Raw genomic sequence first — 16,020 nt, forward strand, 5'->3', positions numbered from 1 at the left:
GATCACAATAGCGGCGAGCGATCGGCAATGCGAGTGTTTGCGTTCGCCAATTTTCCGCGGAGCGCCCGCGCAAAACCTTCGTGCAGCGCCCCGGCGATTTCGGGGTTCGCCGCCAGATAGGCGCGCAACGCTGCTGCAGGCACGAACCATAGCCGCGCATTGCCGACGAGGGTCACGGTGCCGGTGGCATGAGCGCCGTCGAGAACCGTCGCCTCGCCGATCAGTGCGCCGCCCGTGACCATTCCAACCTCGGCTCCGTCACGCTGGATCACCGCCTCCCCCTCGGCCAGATAGAACAGGCTGGGCGCCGCCTGATTCTCGCGGATCAGCACATCCCCGCGCCGCGCCGAAATCCAGTTCCCCTGATCCATTAGCTGCCGCACTGCGACAGCGCTCAGACCGTCGAAGTGCTGGCGGCGCAATTCCTGTTCCTCGGCCGAAAAGACGATCTTTGCATCGCGCAGCCACAGCCGCGCCGACAGAGCAACATTGGCGAGCAAGATCGCCACCAGCAATATGGCCAGTCCGATGCTTTTCCAGTGCAAGATCGCCACCGGCAAGGCCAGCAACGCAGCGGTCGCCAACGCCAGCCGAACATGGTCGAGACGCGCGGCAAAGCTCGCCGCAAGCAACAGCAGCAACGCCCCATATCCGAACCAATAAGGATCGAAATTCGCCATAACCAGATCGTTCCGCGTCGCGTGACCCCTTAGATCACTATGTGTATCTAGGCGGAGAACGTTACCGATTGCCGAACGCCTTGAACGCACATTCAAGGAGGCATCCCGAAAACCGTAAGAAACTAACAGTTTTTGGCCTCCAAGAAAAGCATAGGTGCGCAAAACCGGCGAAAATGCTAATTTTCGCGCCTTCGAACCCTGCACACATTGCTTCCAGGGCGCATTCGCGCCATGGCAGCGCTCGATTCGCACGGAAAACATAGAAGACGGACAGATGACGCAACCATGGCAACCGCATAGCTGGCGCTCACACGAGGCGCGCCAGCTTCCCACCTACGCCGACGAAGCCGCACTGGCGGCCGCCGAACGCGAGCTCAGCAATTATCCGCCGCTGGTGTTCGCGGGCGAAGCGCGCGACCTGACCGCCGAACTCGGCCGCGTCGCCGAGGGCAAGGCGTTCCTGCTTCAGGGCGGCGACTGCGCCGAGAGCTTTGCCGAATTCCATCCGAACAATATCCGCGACACCTTCCGCGTCCTGCTCCAGATGGCGGTGGTGCTGACCTTCGCGTCGAAAATGCCGGTCGTGAAGCTCGGCCGCATGGCGGGCCAGTTCGCCAAGCCGCGCTCGGCCGACATGGAAGATATCGATGGCGTGTCGCTGCCCAGCTATCGCGGCGACATCATCAACGACATCGGCTTTGAAGCCGTGGGCCGTGAACCCGATCCGCAGCGCATGGTCAAGGCGTATAACCAGTCGGCGGCGACGCTGAACCTGCTGCGCGCTTTCGCGAACGGCGGCTATGCGAACCTGCACCAGGTCAATGCGTGGACGCACGACTTCATGGACCGCAGCCCGTGGGCCAAGAAATATCAGGAAACCGCCGAGCGGATTTCCGAAGCGCTCGCCTTCATGGAAGCGTGCGGCGTCACCCCCGAAACCGTGCCACAGATCAAGGGCACGAGCTTCTACACCAGCCACGAAGCGCTGCTGCTCCCCTATGAGCAGGCGCTGACGCGTCAGGACAGTCTGACCGGCGGCTGGTACGACACCTCGGGCCACATGCTGTGGGTCGGCGACCGCACCCGCTTCGAAGGTTCGGCGCATATCGAATATCTGCGCGGCATCGGCAATCCGGTCGGCATGAAGTGCGGGCCGAGCCTCGAGCCCGACGCCCTGCTGCGCCTCCTCGACACGCTGAACCCCAATCATGTCGCGGGGCGCATGACGCTGATCACCCGCTATGGCCACGACAAGATCGAGGCGCACCTGCCCAGCCTCGTCCGCGCCGTGAAGCAATCGGGCCACCCCGTCGTCTGGTCCTGCGACCCGATGCACGGCAATGTCATCAAGACCGGTAACGGCTACAAGACGCGCCCGTTCGAGCGCATCCTCGCCGAAGTGCGCGGCTTCTTCGCCGTCCACCGCGCCGAAGGCACGCATGGCGGCGGCATCCACATCGAAATGACCGGCCAGAATGTCACCGAATGCACCGGCGGCGCGATGGACGTGACCCAGATGGATCTCGCCGACCGCTATCACACCCACTGCGACCCGCGCCTGAACGCGGGCCAGTCGCTGGAACTCGCCTTTCTGCTGGCCGAAATGCTCAATCAGGAAATGACCGAGCGCGCGAAGCAGGCGGCGTAAACACCCGCAACATGAAAATGGCGTCGCCCCCGCGAAGACGGGGGCGACGATCGTTTCTTACTTGCCGGTCCCCGACCACGCCTTGGTATCGGCAAACGCCCGCCCCAGCGCGACATGCAGGTCGGCATCCTCGGCGGCACCGCCCAGCGGAATCTTGTCGGAGAAATTGTCGCCCGGCCCGTGATAATCGCCCTCGAGGAATTTCTCGAGCAGCGGCATGTCCGAAAAACTGCCGCCGACCATCAACGAGGTCACGCCCTTGGCACCCAGTGCCCAGCCATCCTGCCGCTGGACAAAGGCATCTGCCTCGCCATCCTCGTCGAGCTTGCGGCCGAGCTTTGTCGCAACGCTGCGCACCACCGCATCATAGGCAGGCTTGCCATGTCCGATCGTCGCAACCGGCGTTCCGCGCGGTGAAATCGCGATCGTGTCGATGTTGAGCGCGACGGTGATGTCGCCCAGCGGCACCACGGGATGGTCGGCGAAATATTGCGCGCCGAGCAGCCCTTTTTCCTCCGCCGTCGTGGCGAGGAAATAAATGTCGCGGTCGGGCCGCACGCCGCCGCCCAGCCGCTTGGCAACCTCGATCAGCACCGCAATGCCGCTCGCATTGTCGACTGCGCCGTTGCAGATACGATCTTCGGCGCTGTCGGGCGCGCAAATGCCCAGATGGTCCCAATGGCCAAGGAACAGCACCGCCTTGCCGTCGGGCTTCGCGCCCGGCAGCTTCGCCAGGATATTGTTGCTGGCGAACGCGCGGGTGGCTGATGTCGCCGCGAAATCAGCGGTCACCGGAAGGGCGACGCCGCGGAACTTGCGCGACTTTGCCGCGTCGCGCAGCGCGCCTCCGTCCTGCCCCGCTTTACTCAGCAGCGCGTCGGCGCCCTCAATCGACAGGAAACCACTGACCGGCGCACCAACAGGAGCGCTGGCGAGCCGCATCGCCTTGCTGCCCAGCGATTCGCGCAGCTGCGCCCACGGCACCGCGTCGGTCGCGATCACCAGAACGCCCGCCGCGCCGGCATCGGCCAGCATCTGCCGCCGCTCGCGATAGCGCGGCAATTTCTCGCCAAAGGGGGCGTTGTCGAACAACATGATCGCCAGCTTGCCCCTGACGTCGGCGTTCACCTTGCCCGCGCCGTCGACACCATAGCCAACGAAGATCGCCGGGACGTTTGCCAGCGCCACCGACGCATCGCGGCCGGTCAGGATGATGCCATCCTCCCCCGGCGCGAAATCGCTGCCGTTGATCTTGAACTTCGCCGTTCCAGTCAGCGCCTGCGTCTCGACAAATGGCACCGGCTGCAACCAGGGCGTCGCGCTGCCCGGCACTGGCTCCAGCCCCGCCCGCGCCCATTCGCCGACGACATAAGCGATCGTGCGGTCCTCGCCCTCGGTCCCCGGCGCGCGGCCTTCAAAGGCATCGCTGGCCAGGACCTTGATATGCTCGGCGAGTTGCGCCTCGGTGACCGGCGCATCGCCGTCCTTGGCAAAGGTGACAGGTGCGGCAAAAGCCAGGGCGACGGCCGCGCACGCGGCATGAAACTTGATCGTCTGCATGGCGCCGTCGAATGGCATGGACGTTCCGGGCAGGCAAGGCGCGTTCGTCGAATGACGCAAGCACGAGGTTAGCGGCCGGCGCGTTCCAGCAGCGCGCGCGCCGCCGCGACATGCATGTCCTCGATCATCCGCCCTTCGTGCCGCTGCGCCCCGCCGGTCGCGGCGGCGACGAGCGCTTCGGCAGCGGTAATCTCGCGCTCTGACGGCGCGAAGGCGCTGTTGCACGGCCCCACCTGCGACGGGTGGATCAACGTCTTGCCATCGAAGCCCAGCCGCCGCCCCTCGCCCGCTTCGGCGGCGAAACCGGCGGCATCGTCGATCGCATTATAAACCCCGTCGAAGCACCAGACACCGCCCGCGCGCGCAGCGAGGACGATCGCCTGGATCGCATGGCTCATCGCCCCGCGATCCATCCCGTCGGGCAGTTTCAATTCATGCGCCAGATCGTTGAGCCCCGCGATAAGGCCCGCAACGGCGGGGTCGGCGGCAATGTCGCGCGCGGCATAGATCGCCACCGGGGTCTCGATCATCGCGAACAGCGGCGCGCCAAGGCCGCGCGCAGGACCAAGGTCGGCGGAGGCATCGACCTTTGGCAAAACGACCGCATCGAGCGTCAGGCCCGCAAGAGCCGCAATATCCGCCGCCTGTTCGGCGCTGCCGGTGCCATTGATCCGCACCGCGACACGCTTGCCTGGAAAACCCGCCGTCACCGCCGTGCGCATCGCGGCGCGCGCGTCCTCCTTGCGATCGGCGGGCACCGCATCCTCCAGATCGATGATCAGCATGTCGGCGCCGAGCCCCTGCGCCTTTTCGAGCGCACGCGCATTGGAGCCGGGGACGTAGAGCAGCGAACGGGGGGCAAAAGAGGTCATGCGCTTTTCTGTGGCGCAGCCAAACCATTGCCGCAATAAGGAAGACGGGCTCGCGACCTGAAATTTGCGCAAGGGGATGATCGATGGAATTCGCACTCGCACTGGTGGTTTTGGCGCTGGTGTTTCTCGTCTGGGCGCTGACCCCCGTGCGGCAGGGCTATGCCTATACGATCGAACGCTTCGGGCGTTACACGCACACCGCACAGCCGGGGCTGAACTTCATCATGCCGATCGTCGACCGCGTCGGTCGCAAGGTCAACATGATGGAGCAGGTGCTCGACATTCCGGGCCAGGAAATCATCACCAAGGACAATGCGATGGTCGCCGTCGACGGCGTGGTGTTCTTTCAGGTGCTCGACGCCGCGCGGGCAGCTTATGAGGTCAGCGATCTTTATCTCGCGATCATGAACCTGACGACGACGAACCTGCGCACCGTGATGGGGTCGATGGACCTCGACGAGACACTGTCGAAGCGCGATCATATCAACGCGCGTCTGCTGGTCGTCGTCGACGAGGCAACCTCGCCTTGGGGGGTCAAGATCACCCGCGTCGAGATCAAGGACATTCGCCCGCCCGCCGATATTTCGAACGCCATGGCGCGGCAGATGAAGGCCGAGCGCGAAAAGCGCGCCAACATCCTCGAAGCCGAGGGCATGCGCGCCTCCGAAATTCTGCGCGCCGAGGGTGAAAAGCAGGGCCAGATCCTGCAGGCCGAGGGCCGCCGCGAAGCCGCCTTCCGCGACGCCGAAGCCCGCGAGCGCGAAGCCGAGGCCGAAGCGAAAGCTACCCAGATGGTGTCGGACGCGATCGCCGGCGGCAATGCACAGGCCATCAATTACTTTATCGCGCAAAAATATGTGGAAGCGATCAGCCAGTTCGCGACCAGCCCGAACGCCAAGACCATCCTTTTCCCGGTCGAGGCGACGCAGCTGATCGGCACATTGGGCGGGATCGGCGAACTCGCGCGCGACGCGATCGAGCGTAAGGGAAGCTGACATGCCCGACTGGCTGACCAACATGGAACCGCATTGGGCGTGGCTGTCGCTCGGCGTACTGCTCGCGGCGGCCGAAATCGTCATGCCGGGCTTTTTCCTCATCTGGCTTGGCACCGCAGCGATCGTCACCGGGGTCATCGCCTGGATCGTCCCGCTCGCCGTCCCGGCGCAGCTCGGCATCTTTGCCGTCTTGTCGTTCGTCACCCTCTACGGCGCGCGGCGCTGGCTGAAGGCCAATCCGATCACCACCACCGACCCGCATCTCAACCAGCGCGCGGGTCGACTGGTCGGCGAGGTATTGACGGTCACGCAAGCGATCGAGGACGGCCGCGGCCGCGCCAAGGTCGGCGACGGCGAATGGCCCGTGCGCGGCCCCGACGTGGCCGAGGGCGCGAAGGTCCGCGTCGTCAGCGCTGAGGGCGGTATGCTGGTGGTCGAGCGGGCCTAGCCGCCCTTGGGCCGCGAATAGATCGTAACGACATTCCCCAGCGCATCGCTCTCGCCGATACGGCGGAAGCCCAGCTTCGCTGCCACTTTCTCCGATGCCACATGGCCGGGATCGATGATGCAGCGCACCTCCGGCGCGTCGAGGTTCGCGTCGGCCCAGCCGAGCGCCGCGCCCATCGCTTCGGTCGCGAGACCCGAGCCCCAATGATCGGCATCGAACGCCCAGCCCGCCTCGGGCAGACCTTCGAGTTCGGGGATGCCACGGCAGAAATAGGACAGGCCGCCCTGCCCGATCAGCCGGTCGGTCGCCTTGTCGCCGAACACCCAATAACCAAAGCCCATCACTGGCCATAACCCGGCCGAGCTCAGATATTTCGCCCAGCTGACATCGGGCGCACGCGGCTCGCCACCGATGAAGCGCGTCACGCGCGTGTCGGCCCACATTGCAATATGGACATCCCTGTCCGACAGGCGGTGGGGTCGCAGGCGAAGCCGCTCGGTTTCAAGCGTAGGCGGGGCAGTGAACATCGCGCCGACATGCCGCACGCCGGGCGGTCAGGTCAATTGGCGATCATACGCCCCCGCGAAGGCGGGATCGGGGAACGGAGAGAGGGAGAGAGCCGCTCCGCGCGCCGCCTTCACGGGAACAAGAGGTCAGGCGGCCGCAGCCGCCAATTCCTTGGGCGCCGCCGACGCATAGGCCGGCATGATCGCGTCGGCATAATCGCTTTCATATTTCTTGATCAGAGCGCGGTCGTCATGGTTCCACGGATGGAAACCCGGCATGAAATAGCTGAGCCAGGGCAGGAAGCTTTTGCGCAGCACACCCGGGGTGCCGATCAGATACCACCAGATGCGCGCAGTAACGCGCCAGCCGGTCAGGCCGTCTTGCCGCAGCAGCGCCTTCATCCCCTTCACGCGCCGCGGCCAGAAGCGCATCGTGACGAGCATCATCATCGCCGACTTGGTCCACCAGCGTTTCCAGCGGCTCCAATCCTTCGTCGCGTGCAGCCAGGTGTCATAGGCGACGCCCTTGTGCTCGATTTCCTCGATCGCGTGCCATTTCCAAAGCGCGGCCCATTCGGGCTCGCCGCCTTCGTACATCCGCTCGTCGCGCAGCATCACCGACGCCATCATCGCGGTATAATGTTCGAGCGCAATCGTCGCCATCAGGTTGACGATCGGCGGGCGCGATTTGATGATTTCCATCACCTCGTCGATATCGCCCTCCAGCTCAGACAGGTCGTAACCCGCCTCCATCGCCTTTTTGTTGAAGACGACATGTTCGCGGCTGTGGATCACCTCCTGCTGGGTGAAAGCGCGGATTTCGCGGGCGAGCTTTTCATCGACGCCGTCGCGGTGCGCCTTCACCGCCTCGATGAACATGGCCTCGCCTTTCGGGAAGGTTACCGACAGCGCAGTGTGAAAGACCGAAGCGATCGGATCGCCGTTCAGCCACCAGCGGCCCTGCGTGTCCTCGCGGCCGAAACGCCGGTCACGCGGGTTGATCGACAGATCCTTGGGGGTCGGGGAGCGGGAAAGGCTGGACATATGTTTCTCACCGTCGGAAAGCGGGGTTGGCGCGGGGGCGCCGTGGGGCAAGATTTAAAGGTTACTTACAGTGGTGTCAATTGCAAAGAAGCGCCTGAGCCCGGAGGAGAGCCGCGCCGTCGCGCTCGAGGCCGCGCGCCTGATCCTGATCGAGGCGGGACCGCAGGCGGTGACATTGAAGGCGGTGGCCGGGCGGGTCGACCGCACCCATGCCAATCTGCTGCATCATTTCGGCAGCGCCGCAGGGTTGCAAAAGGCGCTCGCCGCCTATCTCGCCGAAACCGTGTGCGCGACGATCGGCAGGAAGATGGCCGAATCGCCGCCGGGCGAACGCAATGTGCGCGAAATCGTCGACCTGACCTTCGACGCCTTCAACAGCGGCGGCGCCGGCGCGCTCGCGACCTGGATGGCGGCGACGGGCAATGACGATGCGCTCGACCCGATCGTCGATGCGATCCACCGCCTGATCGACGGCATGGCGCCCGACGCGCATGAAAAGCGCCTGATGCATGAAGATACGCTCGCACTTGTGCTGATGGCGCTTGGCGACGCTCAGCTTGGCGGGCCGATGGCCGAAGCGCTCGACCTGCCGCGCGACACGTCGCGGGTGCTTGCGACCGAGCTCATCACCGGACGGATCGCCAAATTTTGGGCCGAGCAGGCCGAGGCGCCGCAAGGATAACGGCAGAACTAGCCTTTTCGACGTTCTTCCCCTAAAGGCGCCTTTCGCCATCCAACCCGTTCGCATCGAGCGAAGTCGAGATGCCCCCCGGTCACGCATGACTGCCGGGCCTCTCGACTTCGCTCGACACGAACGGAGGTTGGTGTGTAGTTTCCCTGCTTTCGCCTCAAAGGCCCCTCCATGCATTTTCTCGATCAAGCCAAGGTTTTCATCAAGTCCGGCGACGGCGGCCCCGGCGCCGTCAGTTTCCGGCGCGAGAAATATGTCGAATATGGCGGCCCCGACGGCGGCAATGGCGGCAAGGGCGGCGACATCATCTTCAAGGCGGTCGCGGGCCTCAACACGCTGATCGACTTTCGCTATACTCAGCATTTCAAGGCGAAACGCGGCACCCCCGGCGCGGGTCGCGACCGCACCGGCGCGGGCGGCCCCGATCTGGTCATTCAGGTGCCGATCGGCACCCAGGTCCTCGCCGATGACGAAGACCGCAGCCTGCTCGCCGACCTGACCATGGAAGGCGAGAGCTTCGTCTTCCTGCGCGGCGGCGACGGCGGCCGCGGCAATGCCAGCTACAAGACCAGCACCAACCGCGCTCCGCGTCAGCACGGCCCGGGTTGGCCGGGCGAGGAAATGTGGGTGTGGCTGCGGCTGAAGCTGCTCGCCGACGCGGGCCTCGTCGGTCTGCCCAATGCGGGCAAGTCCACCTTCATCAACGCAGTGAGCAATGCGCAGGCGAAGGTCGGCGCCTATGCCTTCACCACGCTGCGCCCCCAGCTCGGCGTCGTCAGTCACAAGGGCAATGAATTTGTCGTCGCCGACATTCCCGGCCTGATCGAGGGCGCAGCGGACGGCGCAGGGGTGGGCGACCGCTTCCTCGGCCATATCGAACGCTGCCGCGTGCTGCTCCACCTCGTCGATGCGAATGACGAAGATGTCGCGACCAGCTACCGCATCGTCCGCGACGAGCTCGAGGCCTATGGCGCCGACCTCGTCGACAAGCAGGTGATCGTCGCGCTCAACAAGGTCGATACGCTCGACGACGAACTGATCACCGCGCTGTCGGCCGAACTCGCCGAAGAGAGCGGCCATCCGGTGATGGCGCTGTCCGGCGCGAGCGGCGCCGGGGTCGAAGCGGTGCTCGACAAACTGCTCGAGGCCATCGGCATGCCCGAACCGGGCGCCGATGCCGAAGATGACAGCGACGAAACGGCGAGCGACTGGTCGCCGATCTGATCGACTAACTGGTCGACTATCAGCGCGCTTCAAGCACCATGTTGAACGGCCCTTCGGCCGCGCGCCGCACGGTCTCGAAGCCGCCCTCACGAACTATCCGCGCCAGCCGGTCCTCGCCCGCCTGCGCGCCCAAGGCTTCGCCGACCTCCTGATCGAGTGAGGTCGGCACGCAGATCATCGTCGACGCGTTATAATAGAGCCGCCCGACCGGGTTCATATTGTCGGCGGGGGCATCGCCCGCAATCGGCTCGACGATCATCCAGATGCCGTCCGGCGCCAATATCCGCCGCATATGCGCCGCGCAGCCGCGCGGGTCGCCCATGTCGTGCAGGCAATCATACATGGTGATGAGGTCGAATTCATCCTCGTCGATGTCCTTTGCCGTCGTGACTTCGAAGCGGACCCGGTCGCCATAGCCATGATCCGCCGCGTGGCGCCGCGCCTCCTCGATCGAGGGGCCATGAAAATCAAAACCGACGAACCGGCTTTCGGGATAAGCGTCGGCCATCAGCAGCGTCGAGAAACCGACCCCGCAGCCCACATCCGCGACCTTCACCCCGCTGCGCAGCCTGTCCTCCACGCCGTCCAGCGCCGGGATCCACGCCTGCACGATATTGTTGACATAACCGGGGCGGAAAAACGCCCCCGTCGCGCAGAACAGGCAACCCGCATGATCGCCCCAGCGCACCCCGGTGCCGCGGCGGAAACATTCTTCGACCTTGGGCTCGGCCTCGATCATCGCGGCGACCAGTTCGAATGCGCCGGCGAGATAGACCGGACTGTCGCGATTGACGAAAACCATCGCCTGTTCGGGCGACAGGCTGAACCGGTCGGTGGCCGGATCATAGTCTACATAGCCGCCGGCGGTCTGCGCCAGCGCCCATTCGCGGACATAGCGTTCGTGCAAATTGCCCGCCTTCGCGGCGAGTTCGGGCGCACTGGCCGGTGCTTCGGCCAAGGCGTCGAATAGTCCCAGCCGAAAGCCCAGCCGCACGGTCGGCACGCTCATCGCGCCACCCAGATCGCCCAGCATCTTCCCCACGAACGCATGCAGCTTTGTTTCATCGATTACGGACGCCATCATTTTTCTCCCTGGATCAAGGTGATGTGGTCGCGACTCTCCAGAAGGCTCGATGTCGCGCGATCATAGCATATTCGGCATCCAACCGCACGAACGGCGGGCTCGACATTCGGATTGGCACCCCCGCCCGCACGCGCTATCGGCAACGCCATGACATTGTTCGCGCCCTCCGCCTGCTCGCGCCTGATCGTCAAAATCGGATCGGCGCTGCTCGTCGATCCCGACGGCGCGGTGCGGCGCGACTGGCTCACCGGCATCGCCGCCGATATTGCGGCGCGCACGCGGGCGGGCCAGCAGGTCGCCGTCGTCTCGTCGGGCGCGATCGCGCTCGGCGCGCGGCGGCTGGGGCTGGCCAAGGGCGGACGTGGAAGCCTTGAGGATGCGCAGGCCGCTGCAGCGACCGGGCAGATCGCGCTAAGCCAGGTCTGGGCCGAAGTGCTCGGCGGCGAAGGACTGACCGCGGCGCAGATGCTCGTCACCTTGGACGATCTCGAGCATCGTCGCCGTTACCTTAACGCCGCGGCGACGCTCGACCGGCTGTTGTCGCTGGGGGTCGTGCCGGTGATCAACGAGAATGACAGCGTCGCGACCGAGGAAATTCGCTTCGGCGATAACGACCGGCTCGCGGCTCGCGTCGCGCAGGCGGCGGGCGCAGGCGGGGTAATCCTGCTCAGCGATATCGACGGGCTGTACGACCGCAACCCCGCGCAGCCCGGCGCCGTGCACATCGCACGGGTCGAGCGGATCAATGCGGCGATCGAGGCGATGGCCGACACCGGATCGGCGTCGGGAATGGGGTCGGGCGGCATGGTGTCGAAGATCGCAGCGGCGCGCATCGCCAACGCGGCGGGCGCGCATCTGGCGATCGCGTCGGGCCACATCGCGCATCCGCTGTCGACCGCAGCGCGGCATACGCTTTTCGTCGCCGAAAAGGGCGCCAGCGCGCGCAAGGCATGGCTCGCGGGCGGGCTGACCGCCAAGGGGCGGCTGAGCATCGACGCGGGCGCCGCGAAGGCGTTGCAGGGCGGCGCGAGCCTGCTCGCCGCCGGCGTCACCGCCGCGACCGGCGATTTCGTGCGCGGCGACATTCTGGACATCGCCGGCGCCGACGGGCGTGTCGTCGCGCGCGGCCTCGCCGAGTATCCAGCCGCAGACGCCAACGCGATCCTCGGCCTCGGTCGCGATGCGCAGGAAGCGACGCTCGGCTATGCCCCGCGCGCCGCGATGGTCCACCGCGACCATATGGTGCTGCTATAACGACGCCCGTGCTCGCGATGACCGGCGCGACCGGTTTCGTCGGCGGCGCAACGATGCGCGACGCGATTGCCGCCGGCTGGCACGTCCGCGCGCTCACCCGCCGCCCGCAGCCCGAACGCGAGGGCGTCACTTGGATCGCGGGCGCACTCGATCAGCCCAATAGCCTCGCCGAAATGGCGGCGGGCAGCGACGTTGCCATGCATATCGCGGGGGTCGTAAACGTACCCACGCGCGCGGCGTTTGAGGCGGGAAATGCCACCGCGACCGGCCATGTCGTCGATGCCGCGCGCAATGCGGGCGTCACCCGCTTTATCCATGTCTCGTCGCTCACCGCGCGCGAGCCCCAGGTTTCAAACTATGGCTGGTCGAAAGCGCGCGCCGAAACCATCGTCCAGGCAAGCGGGCTCGACTGGACGATCGTGCGCCCGCCTGCGGTGTTCGGCCCCGGCGACACAGAGATGCTCGACCTGTTCCGCATGGCGCAGCGCGGCATCGCGCTGGTGCCGTCGGGGCGTATGTCGGCCATCTATGTCGATGAACTCGCGCGCCTGCTCGTCGCGCTCGCCGCCGACCGCGAGGTGAGCGTCGGCGCGATCTATGAGCCCGACGATGGCCGCAAGACCGGCTGGTCACATCGCGGTTTTTCCCGCGCGGTCGGCCGCGCGGTCGGCCGCAACCGAATCGCGGCGCTGGGCGTTCCAGCAACCTTGCTCAAGGCCACCGGACAGCTCGACAAGCTGGTGCGCCGCAGCCGCGCCAAGCTGACCCCCGACCGCGCAAATTATATCGCGCATCCCGACTGGGTCGCCACTGAAGGCGCCTGCCCGCCCACCGACCTGTGGCGCCCCGAAATCAACACCGATGACGCGCTGGCGGAAACCGTCCGCTGGTATCGCCAAAAAAACTGGCTCTGACGTCGCCGATAGGCCGCCGCCGCCCGCCGGTCGAAGCGTGCATTGCCAACGGCGGGGCGCATCCCTAGGTTTACCGTTATGACCGAAACCACCGCCAACACCCCGAACGACCCCGCCGGCCCTTGGGCGATCCCGGTACGCCGGCCGCTTCCCGGCGACGACCAGCCAAAGCGCGGCACCAGCTTTCCGCGCAAAGTGTGGAACTTGCTCGTCGCGATCAAGGACGGGTTGGCACTGGTCTTCCTGCTGCTTTTCTTCGTCGCACTTTTCGCCCTGCTCACGGGGCGCCCCAATGCGGGGCTTCCGGTCAGCCAGGGGGCGCTGGTGATCGACCTCGATGGCGTGGTGTCCGAACAGCCTGCCGAGATCGACACGGTTGCAGCGCTGTCGGGCGGCAAGCAGCTCAAGGAGTTCCGCGTGCGCGATGTCGTCCACGCGCTCGAAACCGCCGCTGACGACCAGCGGATCACCTCGGTCGTCCTCGACCTCGATCGCTTCCTTGGCGGCGGACAGGTTTCGCTCGCCGAGATCGGCCAGGCGATCGACAAGGTGCGCGCCAAGAAGAAACCGGTTCTCGCCTTTGCTACCGCTTACACCACCGACAGCTATCAGATCGCGGCGCATGCCAGCGAAGTCTGGGCCGACAGCATCGGCGGCGTCGCCATCGCCGGTCCCGGCGGGTCGCGGCTCTACTATAAGGGGTTGATCGACCGGCTGGGCGTCACCGCGAACATCTATCGTGTCGGCACGTTCAAGAGCGCGGTCGAACCCTATCTGCGCAGCGACCAGTCGCCCGAGGCGAAGGAAGCCGACCTCGCCTATGCTGGCGCGTTGTGGGAAAATTGGCTGACCGACGTCAAAAAGGCGCGGCCGCAGGCCAGGATCGACGCCTATGTCGCCGACACGGCAGGCGCAGTGCGCGCGGCAGGCAATGACCTTTCCAAAGCTTCGCTCGACGCCGGGCTCATCGACAAGCTGGGCAGCCGCATGGCGTTCAACAACCGCGTGACCGAGATCAGCGGCGCCTATGACGATAGTCAGCCGTGGAATTTCAACGCGATCCCGCTCGAAAACTGGGTCGCCGCCAATCCTCCGCAGGAGAAGGGTAGCGCAATCGCGATCGTTCCGGTGGTCGGCGAGATCATCGACGGCGAAGCCCCGACCGGCGTCGCGGGCGGGGACACCATCGCGCAGCATATCCTCGACGCGATATCCGACAGCAACGTCAAAGCTATCGTCCTGCGCGTCGATTCGCCGGGTGGATCGGTGCTTGCGTCAGAAAATATCCGACAGGCGCTGCTCGCCGCCAAGGCGAAGAAGCTGCCGATTGTCGTATCGATGGCCAATGTCGCCGCATCGGGCGGATATTGGATATCGACCCCCGCCGACCGCATCTTCGCCGAGCCGGAGACGATCACAGGATCAATCGGCGTGTTCGGTATCTTGCCAAGCTTCGACAAGGCCCTTGCCAAGGTCGGCGTGACGACTGACGGGATCAGCACGACACCGCTGTCCGGCCAGCCCGATATTTTGGGCGGGGTGAACGATGAGTTTAACGCGCTGGCGCAGGCGAGCATCGAGGATGTCTACGGCCGCTTCACCGGCCTCGTCGCCAAAAGCCGCAAGCAGCCGCTCGAGAAGATTCAGCAAATCGCCGAAGGGCGCGTCTGGGCGGGCGGCACCGCGCGCCAGATCGGCCTGGTTGACCAGTTCGGCGGCCTGCCCGACGCGATGGCCGACGCCGCCAAACGCGCAGGCGTCAAGGGCGACTTCCATGCCAAATATTTCGAAGATGAGCCGAGCGAATTTTCTAAGCTACTCGGGACGCTCACTGGCGCCGAGCAAGAGACGGCGGCCGCGCCGCGCGGCTGGTTCGGCATCGCCGCGATGAACCGCCAGCTGGCCGAACGGCGGCTGGCGCAGGATTTGACGCTACTGACGCAAGCGGGATCGGTGCAGGCGTCGTGCCTCGACTGCCGCGCCTACCTGCCCGCCGTGCCGCGGCCGGGAACGGTCGAAGCGAAGGGCTTCCTCGCGACGCTGGCGCTGCTGCTGCGCTGAGTCCCCCTCCCGCTTGGTAGGGGAGGGTCTGTTTCGGCCGCCCCTTTTTGCCTACATGCTCTCCCCCGACCCCTCCCACAAAATGGGAGGGGAGAATTCAGGCCGGGACGGCTGCCATAGCGCGGATGTGCCCAGCAATCGCGTCAGCCATCGTGTCGACCAGCCCCAGTGGCAGGTCGTGCCCCATGCCCGGGATCGTCATCAACCGCGCGCCCGCAATATTGTCGGCGGTATCGCGCCCGCCCGCGATCGGCACCAGCGGATCGGCCTCGCCGTGAATCACCAAGGTCGGCGCCTTGATATTCTTCAGCATCGCACGCCGGTCGCCGTCGGCGACGATCGCAGCCATCTGCCGTGCGACGCCCTGCGGGTACCAGCCACGTTCGAAATCAGCGCGCACGCGGCGCTGCAACCGGTCCTCGTCAGCGGGATAGCCGGGGCTGCCGATCACCCGCGCGGCGCGAACCGAAAAAGCGATCATATCCTCAGGCGCACCGCTCATCGGCCGGCTGGTGAGCACGCGCATCGCTTCCTTGTCGGAACGCGGCAGGCGCCGGTTGCCGGTGGTCGACATGATCGACGTCAGCGACAAGGCCCGCTCGGGATAACGCGCCGCAATATGCTGCGAAATCATCCCACCCATCGACACGCCAACGATATGCGCGCGCTCGACGCCCAGATGATCGAGCAGCGCAATGCCGTCGGCGGCCATGTCGGCAAGCGTATATGCCGAACGGATCGGCAGGCCGAGCACCGACTTCACCACCATCCATTTGATGTTCGGCACCCCCGCCGCATCGAAGCGCGACGACAGGCCGACATCGCGATTGTCATAGCGAATGGTGCGAAAACCGCGCTGGTTCAGCGCATCGACAAACTCTTCGGGCCACAGCGTCAATTGCCCGCCCAGCCCCATCACCAACAGGATGACCGGCGCATCACGCGGCCCCTTATCCTCAAAAGTGATGCTGATGCCGTTGATCGTCGCTTGCTCGGTTTTCATGCTGCGGAAATCCTTTGCCGGAATCTCCACATCATG

General features: G+C 65.5%; 15 protein-coding genes. 8 read left to right on the plus strand and 7 right to left on the minus strand.

Translation table 11 applies throughout. The features are described from left to right. Nucleotides 1–2 precede the first annotated feature (2 nt). Nucleotides 3–680, minus strand: a complete 678-nt coding sequence (locus AC1RRJ_RS18525; protein WP_493125400.1) for a Crp/Fnr family transcriptional regulator — start codon at nt 678–680, stop codon at nt 3–5. 274 nt (nt 681–954) lie between these two features. Between AC1RRJ_RS18525 and AC1RRJ_RS18530 the strand changes: the two genes are divergently transcribed. Next, on the plus strand, nt 955–2,328 hold the full coding sequence (locus AC1RRJ_RS18530; protein WP_493125402.1) for a class II 3-deoxy-7-phosphoheptulonate synthase: 1,374 nt from the start codon (nt 955–957) through the stop codon (nt 2,326–2,328). A 57-nt stretch (nt 2,329–2,385) separates the two neighbouring features. Here AC1RRJ_RS18530 and AC1RRJ_RS18535 read toward each other — a convergent pair whose 3' ends face one another. Both AC1RRJ_RS18535 and AC1RRJ_RS18540 read right to left on the minus strand, forming a co-directional pair. Then, a complete protein-coding gene (locus tag AC1RRJ_RS18535) occupies nt 2,386–3,888 on the minus strand; it encodes a M28 family peptidase (RefSeq protein ID WP_493125404.1) in 1,503 nt (500 codons plus the stop codon). A gap of 68 nt (nt 3,889–3,956) precedes the next feature. Beyond that, nucleotides 3,957–4,760, minus strand: coding sequence for an HpcH/HpaI aldolase/citrate lyase family protein (locus tag AC1RRJ_RS18540; RefSeq protein ID WP_493125406.1), 804 nt, complete (start codon nt 4,758–4,760; stop codon nt 3,957–3,959). Nucleotides 4,761–4,843: 83 nt separating this feature from the next. Here AC1RRJ_RS18540 and AC1RRJ_RS18545 point away from each other — a divergent pair, with 83 nt between their 5' ends. Further along, entirely contained in the window at nt 4,844–5,755 is a 912-nt protein-coding gene (locus AC1RRJ_RS18545) for an SPFH domain-containing protein (RefSeq protein ID WP_088472494.1), read from the plus strand. A 1-nt stretch (nt 5,756) separates the two neighbouring features. After that, a complete protein-coding gene (locus AC1RRJ_RS18550) occupies nt 5,757–6,203 on the plus strand; it encodes an NfeD family protein (RefSeq protein WP_493125408.1) in 447 nt (148 codons plus the stop codon). Here AC1RRJ_RS18550 and AC1RRJ_RS18555 read toward each other — a convergent pair. After that, nucleotides 6,200–6,730, minus strand: coding sequence for a GNAT family N-acetyltransferase (locus AC1RRJ_RS18555; protein WP_493125410.1), 531 nt, complete (start codon nt 6,728–6,730; stop codon nt 6,200–6,202). The two genes, AC1RRJ_RS18550 and AC1RRJ_RS18555, sit on opposite strands and share 4 nt — an antisense overlap. Before the next feature lie 126 nt (nt 6,731–6,856). Further along, nucleotides 6,857–7,753, minus strand: coding sequence for a metal-dependent hydrolase (locus AC1RRJ_RS18560; protein WP_493125412.1), 897 nt, complete (start codon nt 7,751–7,753; stop codon nt 6,857–6,859). 73 nt (nt 7,754–7,826) lie between these two features. Between AC1RRJ_RS18560 and AC1RRJ_RS18565 the strand changes: the two genes are divergently transcribed. Both AC1RRJ_RS18565 and obgE read left to right on the plus strand, forming a co-directional pair. After that, nucleotides 7,827–8,435, plus strand: coding sequence for a TetR/AcrR family transcriptional regulator (locus AC1RRJ_RS18565; protein ID WP_493125733.1), 609 nt, complete (start codon nt 7,827–7,829; stop codon nt 8,433–8,435). Nucleotides 8,436–8,615: 180 nt separating this feature from the next. Further along, on the plus strand, nt 8,616–9,668 hold the full coding sequence (gene obgE, locus AC1RRJ_RS18570; RefSeq protein WP_493125414.1) for a GTPase ObgE: 1,053 nt from the start codon (nt 8,616–8,618) through the stop codon (nt 9,666–9,668). Between the two features lie 19 nt (nt 9,669–9,687). Here the strand turns inward: obgE and AC1RRJ_RS18575 are convergent, their stop codons facing one another. Continuing rightward, nucleotides 9,688–10,752 carry a class I SAM-dependent methyltransferase gene (locus AC1RRJ_RS18575; protein ID WP_493125416.1) on the minus strand — a complete coding sequence of 355 codons (1,065 nt, stop codon included), beginning with the start codon at nt 10,750–10,752 and terminating at the stop codon, nt 9,688–9,690. Between the two features lie 147 nt (nt 10,753–10,899). On the opposite strand from AC1RRJ_RS18575, the gene proB reads away from it, so the two are divergent. From proB to sppA, 3 genes are all read left to right on the plus strand, one after another. Next, entirely contained in the window at nt 10,900–12,006 is a 1,107-nt protein-coding gene (gene proB, locus AC1RRJ_RS18580; RefSeq protein ID WP_493125418.1) for a glutamate 5-kinase, read from the plus strand. 17 nt (nt 12,007–12,023) lie between these two features. Continuing rightward, entirely contained in the window at nt 12,024–12,920 is an 897-nt protein-coding gene (locus AC1RRJ_RS18585) for an NAD(P)H-binding protein (protein WP_493125420.1), read from the plus strand. A gap of 78 nt (nt 12,921–12,998) precedes the next feature. Then, nucleotides 12,999–14,981 carry a signal peptide peptidase SppA gene (gene sppA / locus AC1RRJ_RS18590; RefSeq protein WP_493125422.1) on the plus strand — a complete coding sequence of 661 codons (1,983 nt, stop codon included), beginning with the start codon at nt 12,999–13,001 and terminating at the stop codon, nt 14,979–14,981. Between the two features lie 97 nt (nt 14,982–15,078). On the opposite strand, the gene AC1RRJ_RS18595 is transcribed toward sppA, so the two are convergent. Further along, nucleotides 15,079–15,984: an alpha/beta fold hydrolase gene (locus AC1RRJ_RS18595; protein WP_493125424.1), complete on the minus strand. Its 906-nt coding sequence runs from the start codon at nt 15,982–15,984 to the stop codon at nt 15,079–15,081. Between the last annotated feature and the right edge of the window lie 36 nt (nt 15,985–16,020).

This window comes from Sphingopyxis sp. GW821-FHT12C06 (genome assembly GCF_058807415.1).

Coding starts and splice junctions, on each gene's coding strand:
- AC1RRJ_RS18555 (WP_493125410.1), bottom strand. CDS start 6,730: ATGTTCACTGCCCCGCCTACGCTTGAAACCGAGCGGCTTCGCCTGCGA.
- AC1RRJ_RS18530 (WP_493125402.1), top strand. CDS start 955: ATGACGCAACCATGGCAACCGCATAGCTGGCGCTCACACGAGGCGCGC.
- AC1RRJ_RS18535 (WP_493125404.1), bottom strand. CDS start 3,888: ATGCAGACGATCAAGTTTCATGCCGCGTGCGCGGCCGTCGCCCTGGCT.
- AC1RRJ_RS18550 (WP_493125408.1), top strand. CDS start 5,757: ATGCCCGACTGGCTGACCAACATGGAACCGCATTGGGCGTGGCTGTCG.
- AC1RRJ_RS18540 (WP_493125406.1), bottom strand. CDS start 4,760: ATGACCTCTTTTGCCCCCCGTTCGCTGCTCTACGTCCCCGGCTCCAAT.
- obgE (WP_493125414.1), top strand. CDS start 8,616: ATGCATTTTCTCGATCAAGCCAAGGTTTTCATCAAGTCCGGCGACGGC.
- AC1RRJ_RS18560 (WP_493125412.1), bottom strand. CDS start 7,753: ATGTCCAGCCTTTCCCGCTCCCCGACCCCCAAGGATCTGTCGATCAAC.
- AC1RRJ_RS18525 (WP_493125400.1), bottom strand. CDS start 680: ATGGCGAATTTCGATCCTTATTGGTTCGGATATGGGGCGTTGCTGCTG.
- AC1RRJ_RS18575 (WP_493125416.1), bottom strand. CDS start 10,752: ATGATGGCGTCCGTAATCGATGAAACAAAGCTGCATGCGTTCGTGGGG.
- AC1RRJ_RS18545 (WP_088472494.1), top strand. CDS start 4,844: ATGGAATTCGCACTCGCACTGGTGGTTTTGGCGCTGGTGTTTCTCGTC.
- AC1RRJ_RS18585 (WP_493125420.1), top strand. CDS start 12,024: ATGACCGGCGCGACCGGTTTCGTCGGCGGCGCAACGATGCGCGACGCG.
- sppA (WP_493125422.1), top strand. CDS start 12,999: ATGACCGAAACCACCGCCAACACCCCGAACGACCCCGCCGGCCCTTGG.
- proB (WP_493125418.1), top strand. CDS start 10,900: ATGACATTGTTCGCGCCCTCCGCCTGCTCGCGCCTGATCGTCAAAATC.
- AC1RRJ_RS18595 (WP_493125424.1), bottom strand. CDS start 15,984: ATGAAAACCGAGCAAGCGACGATCAACGGCATCAGCATCACTTTTGAG.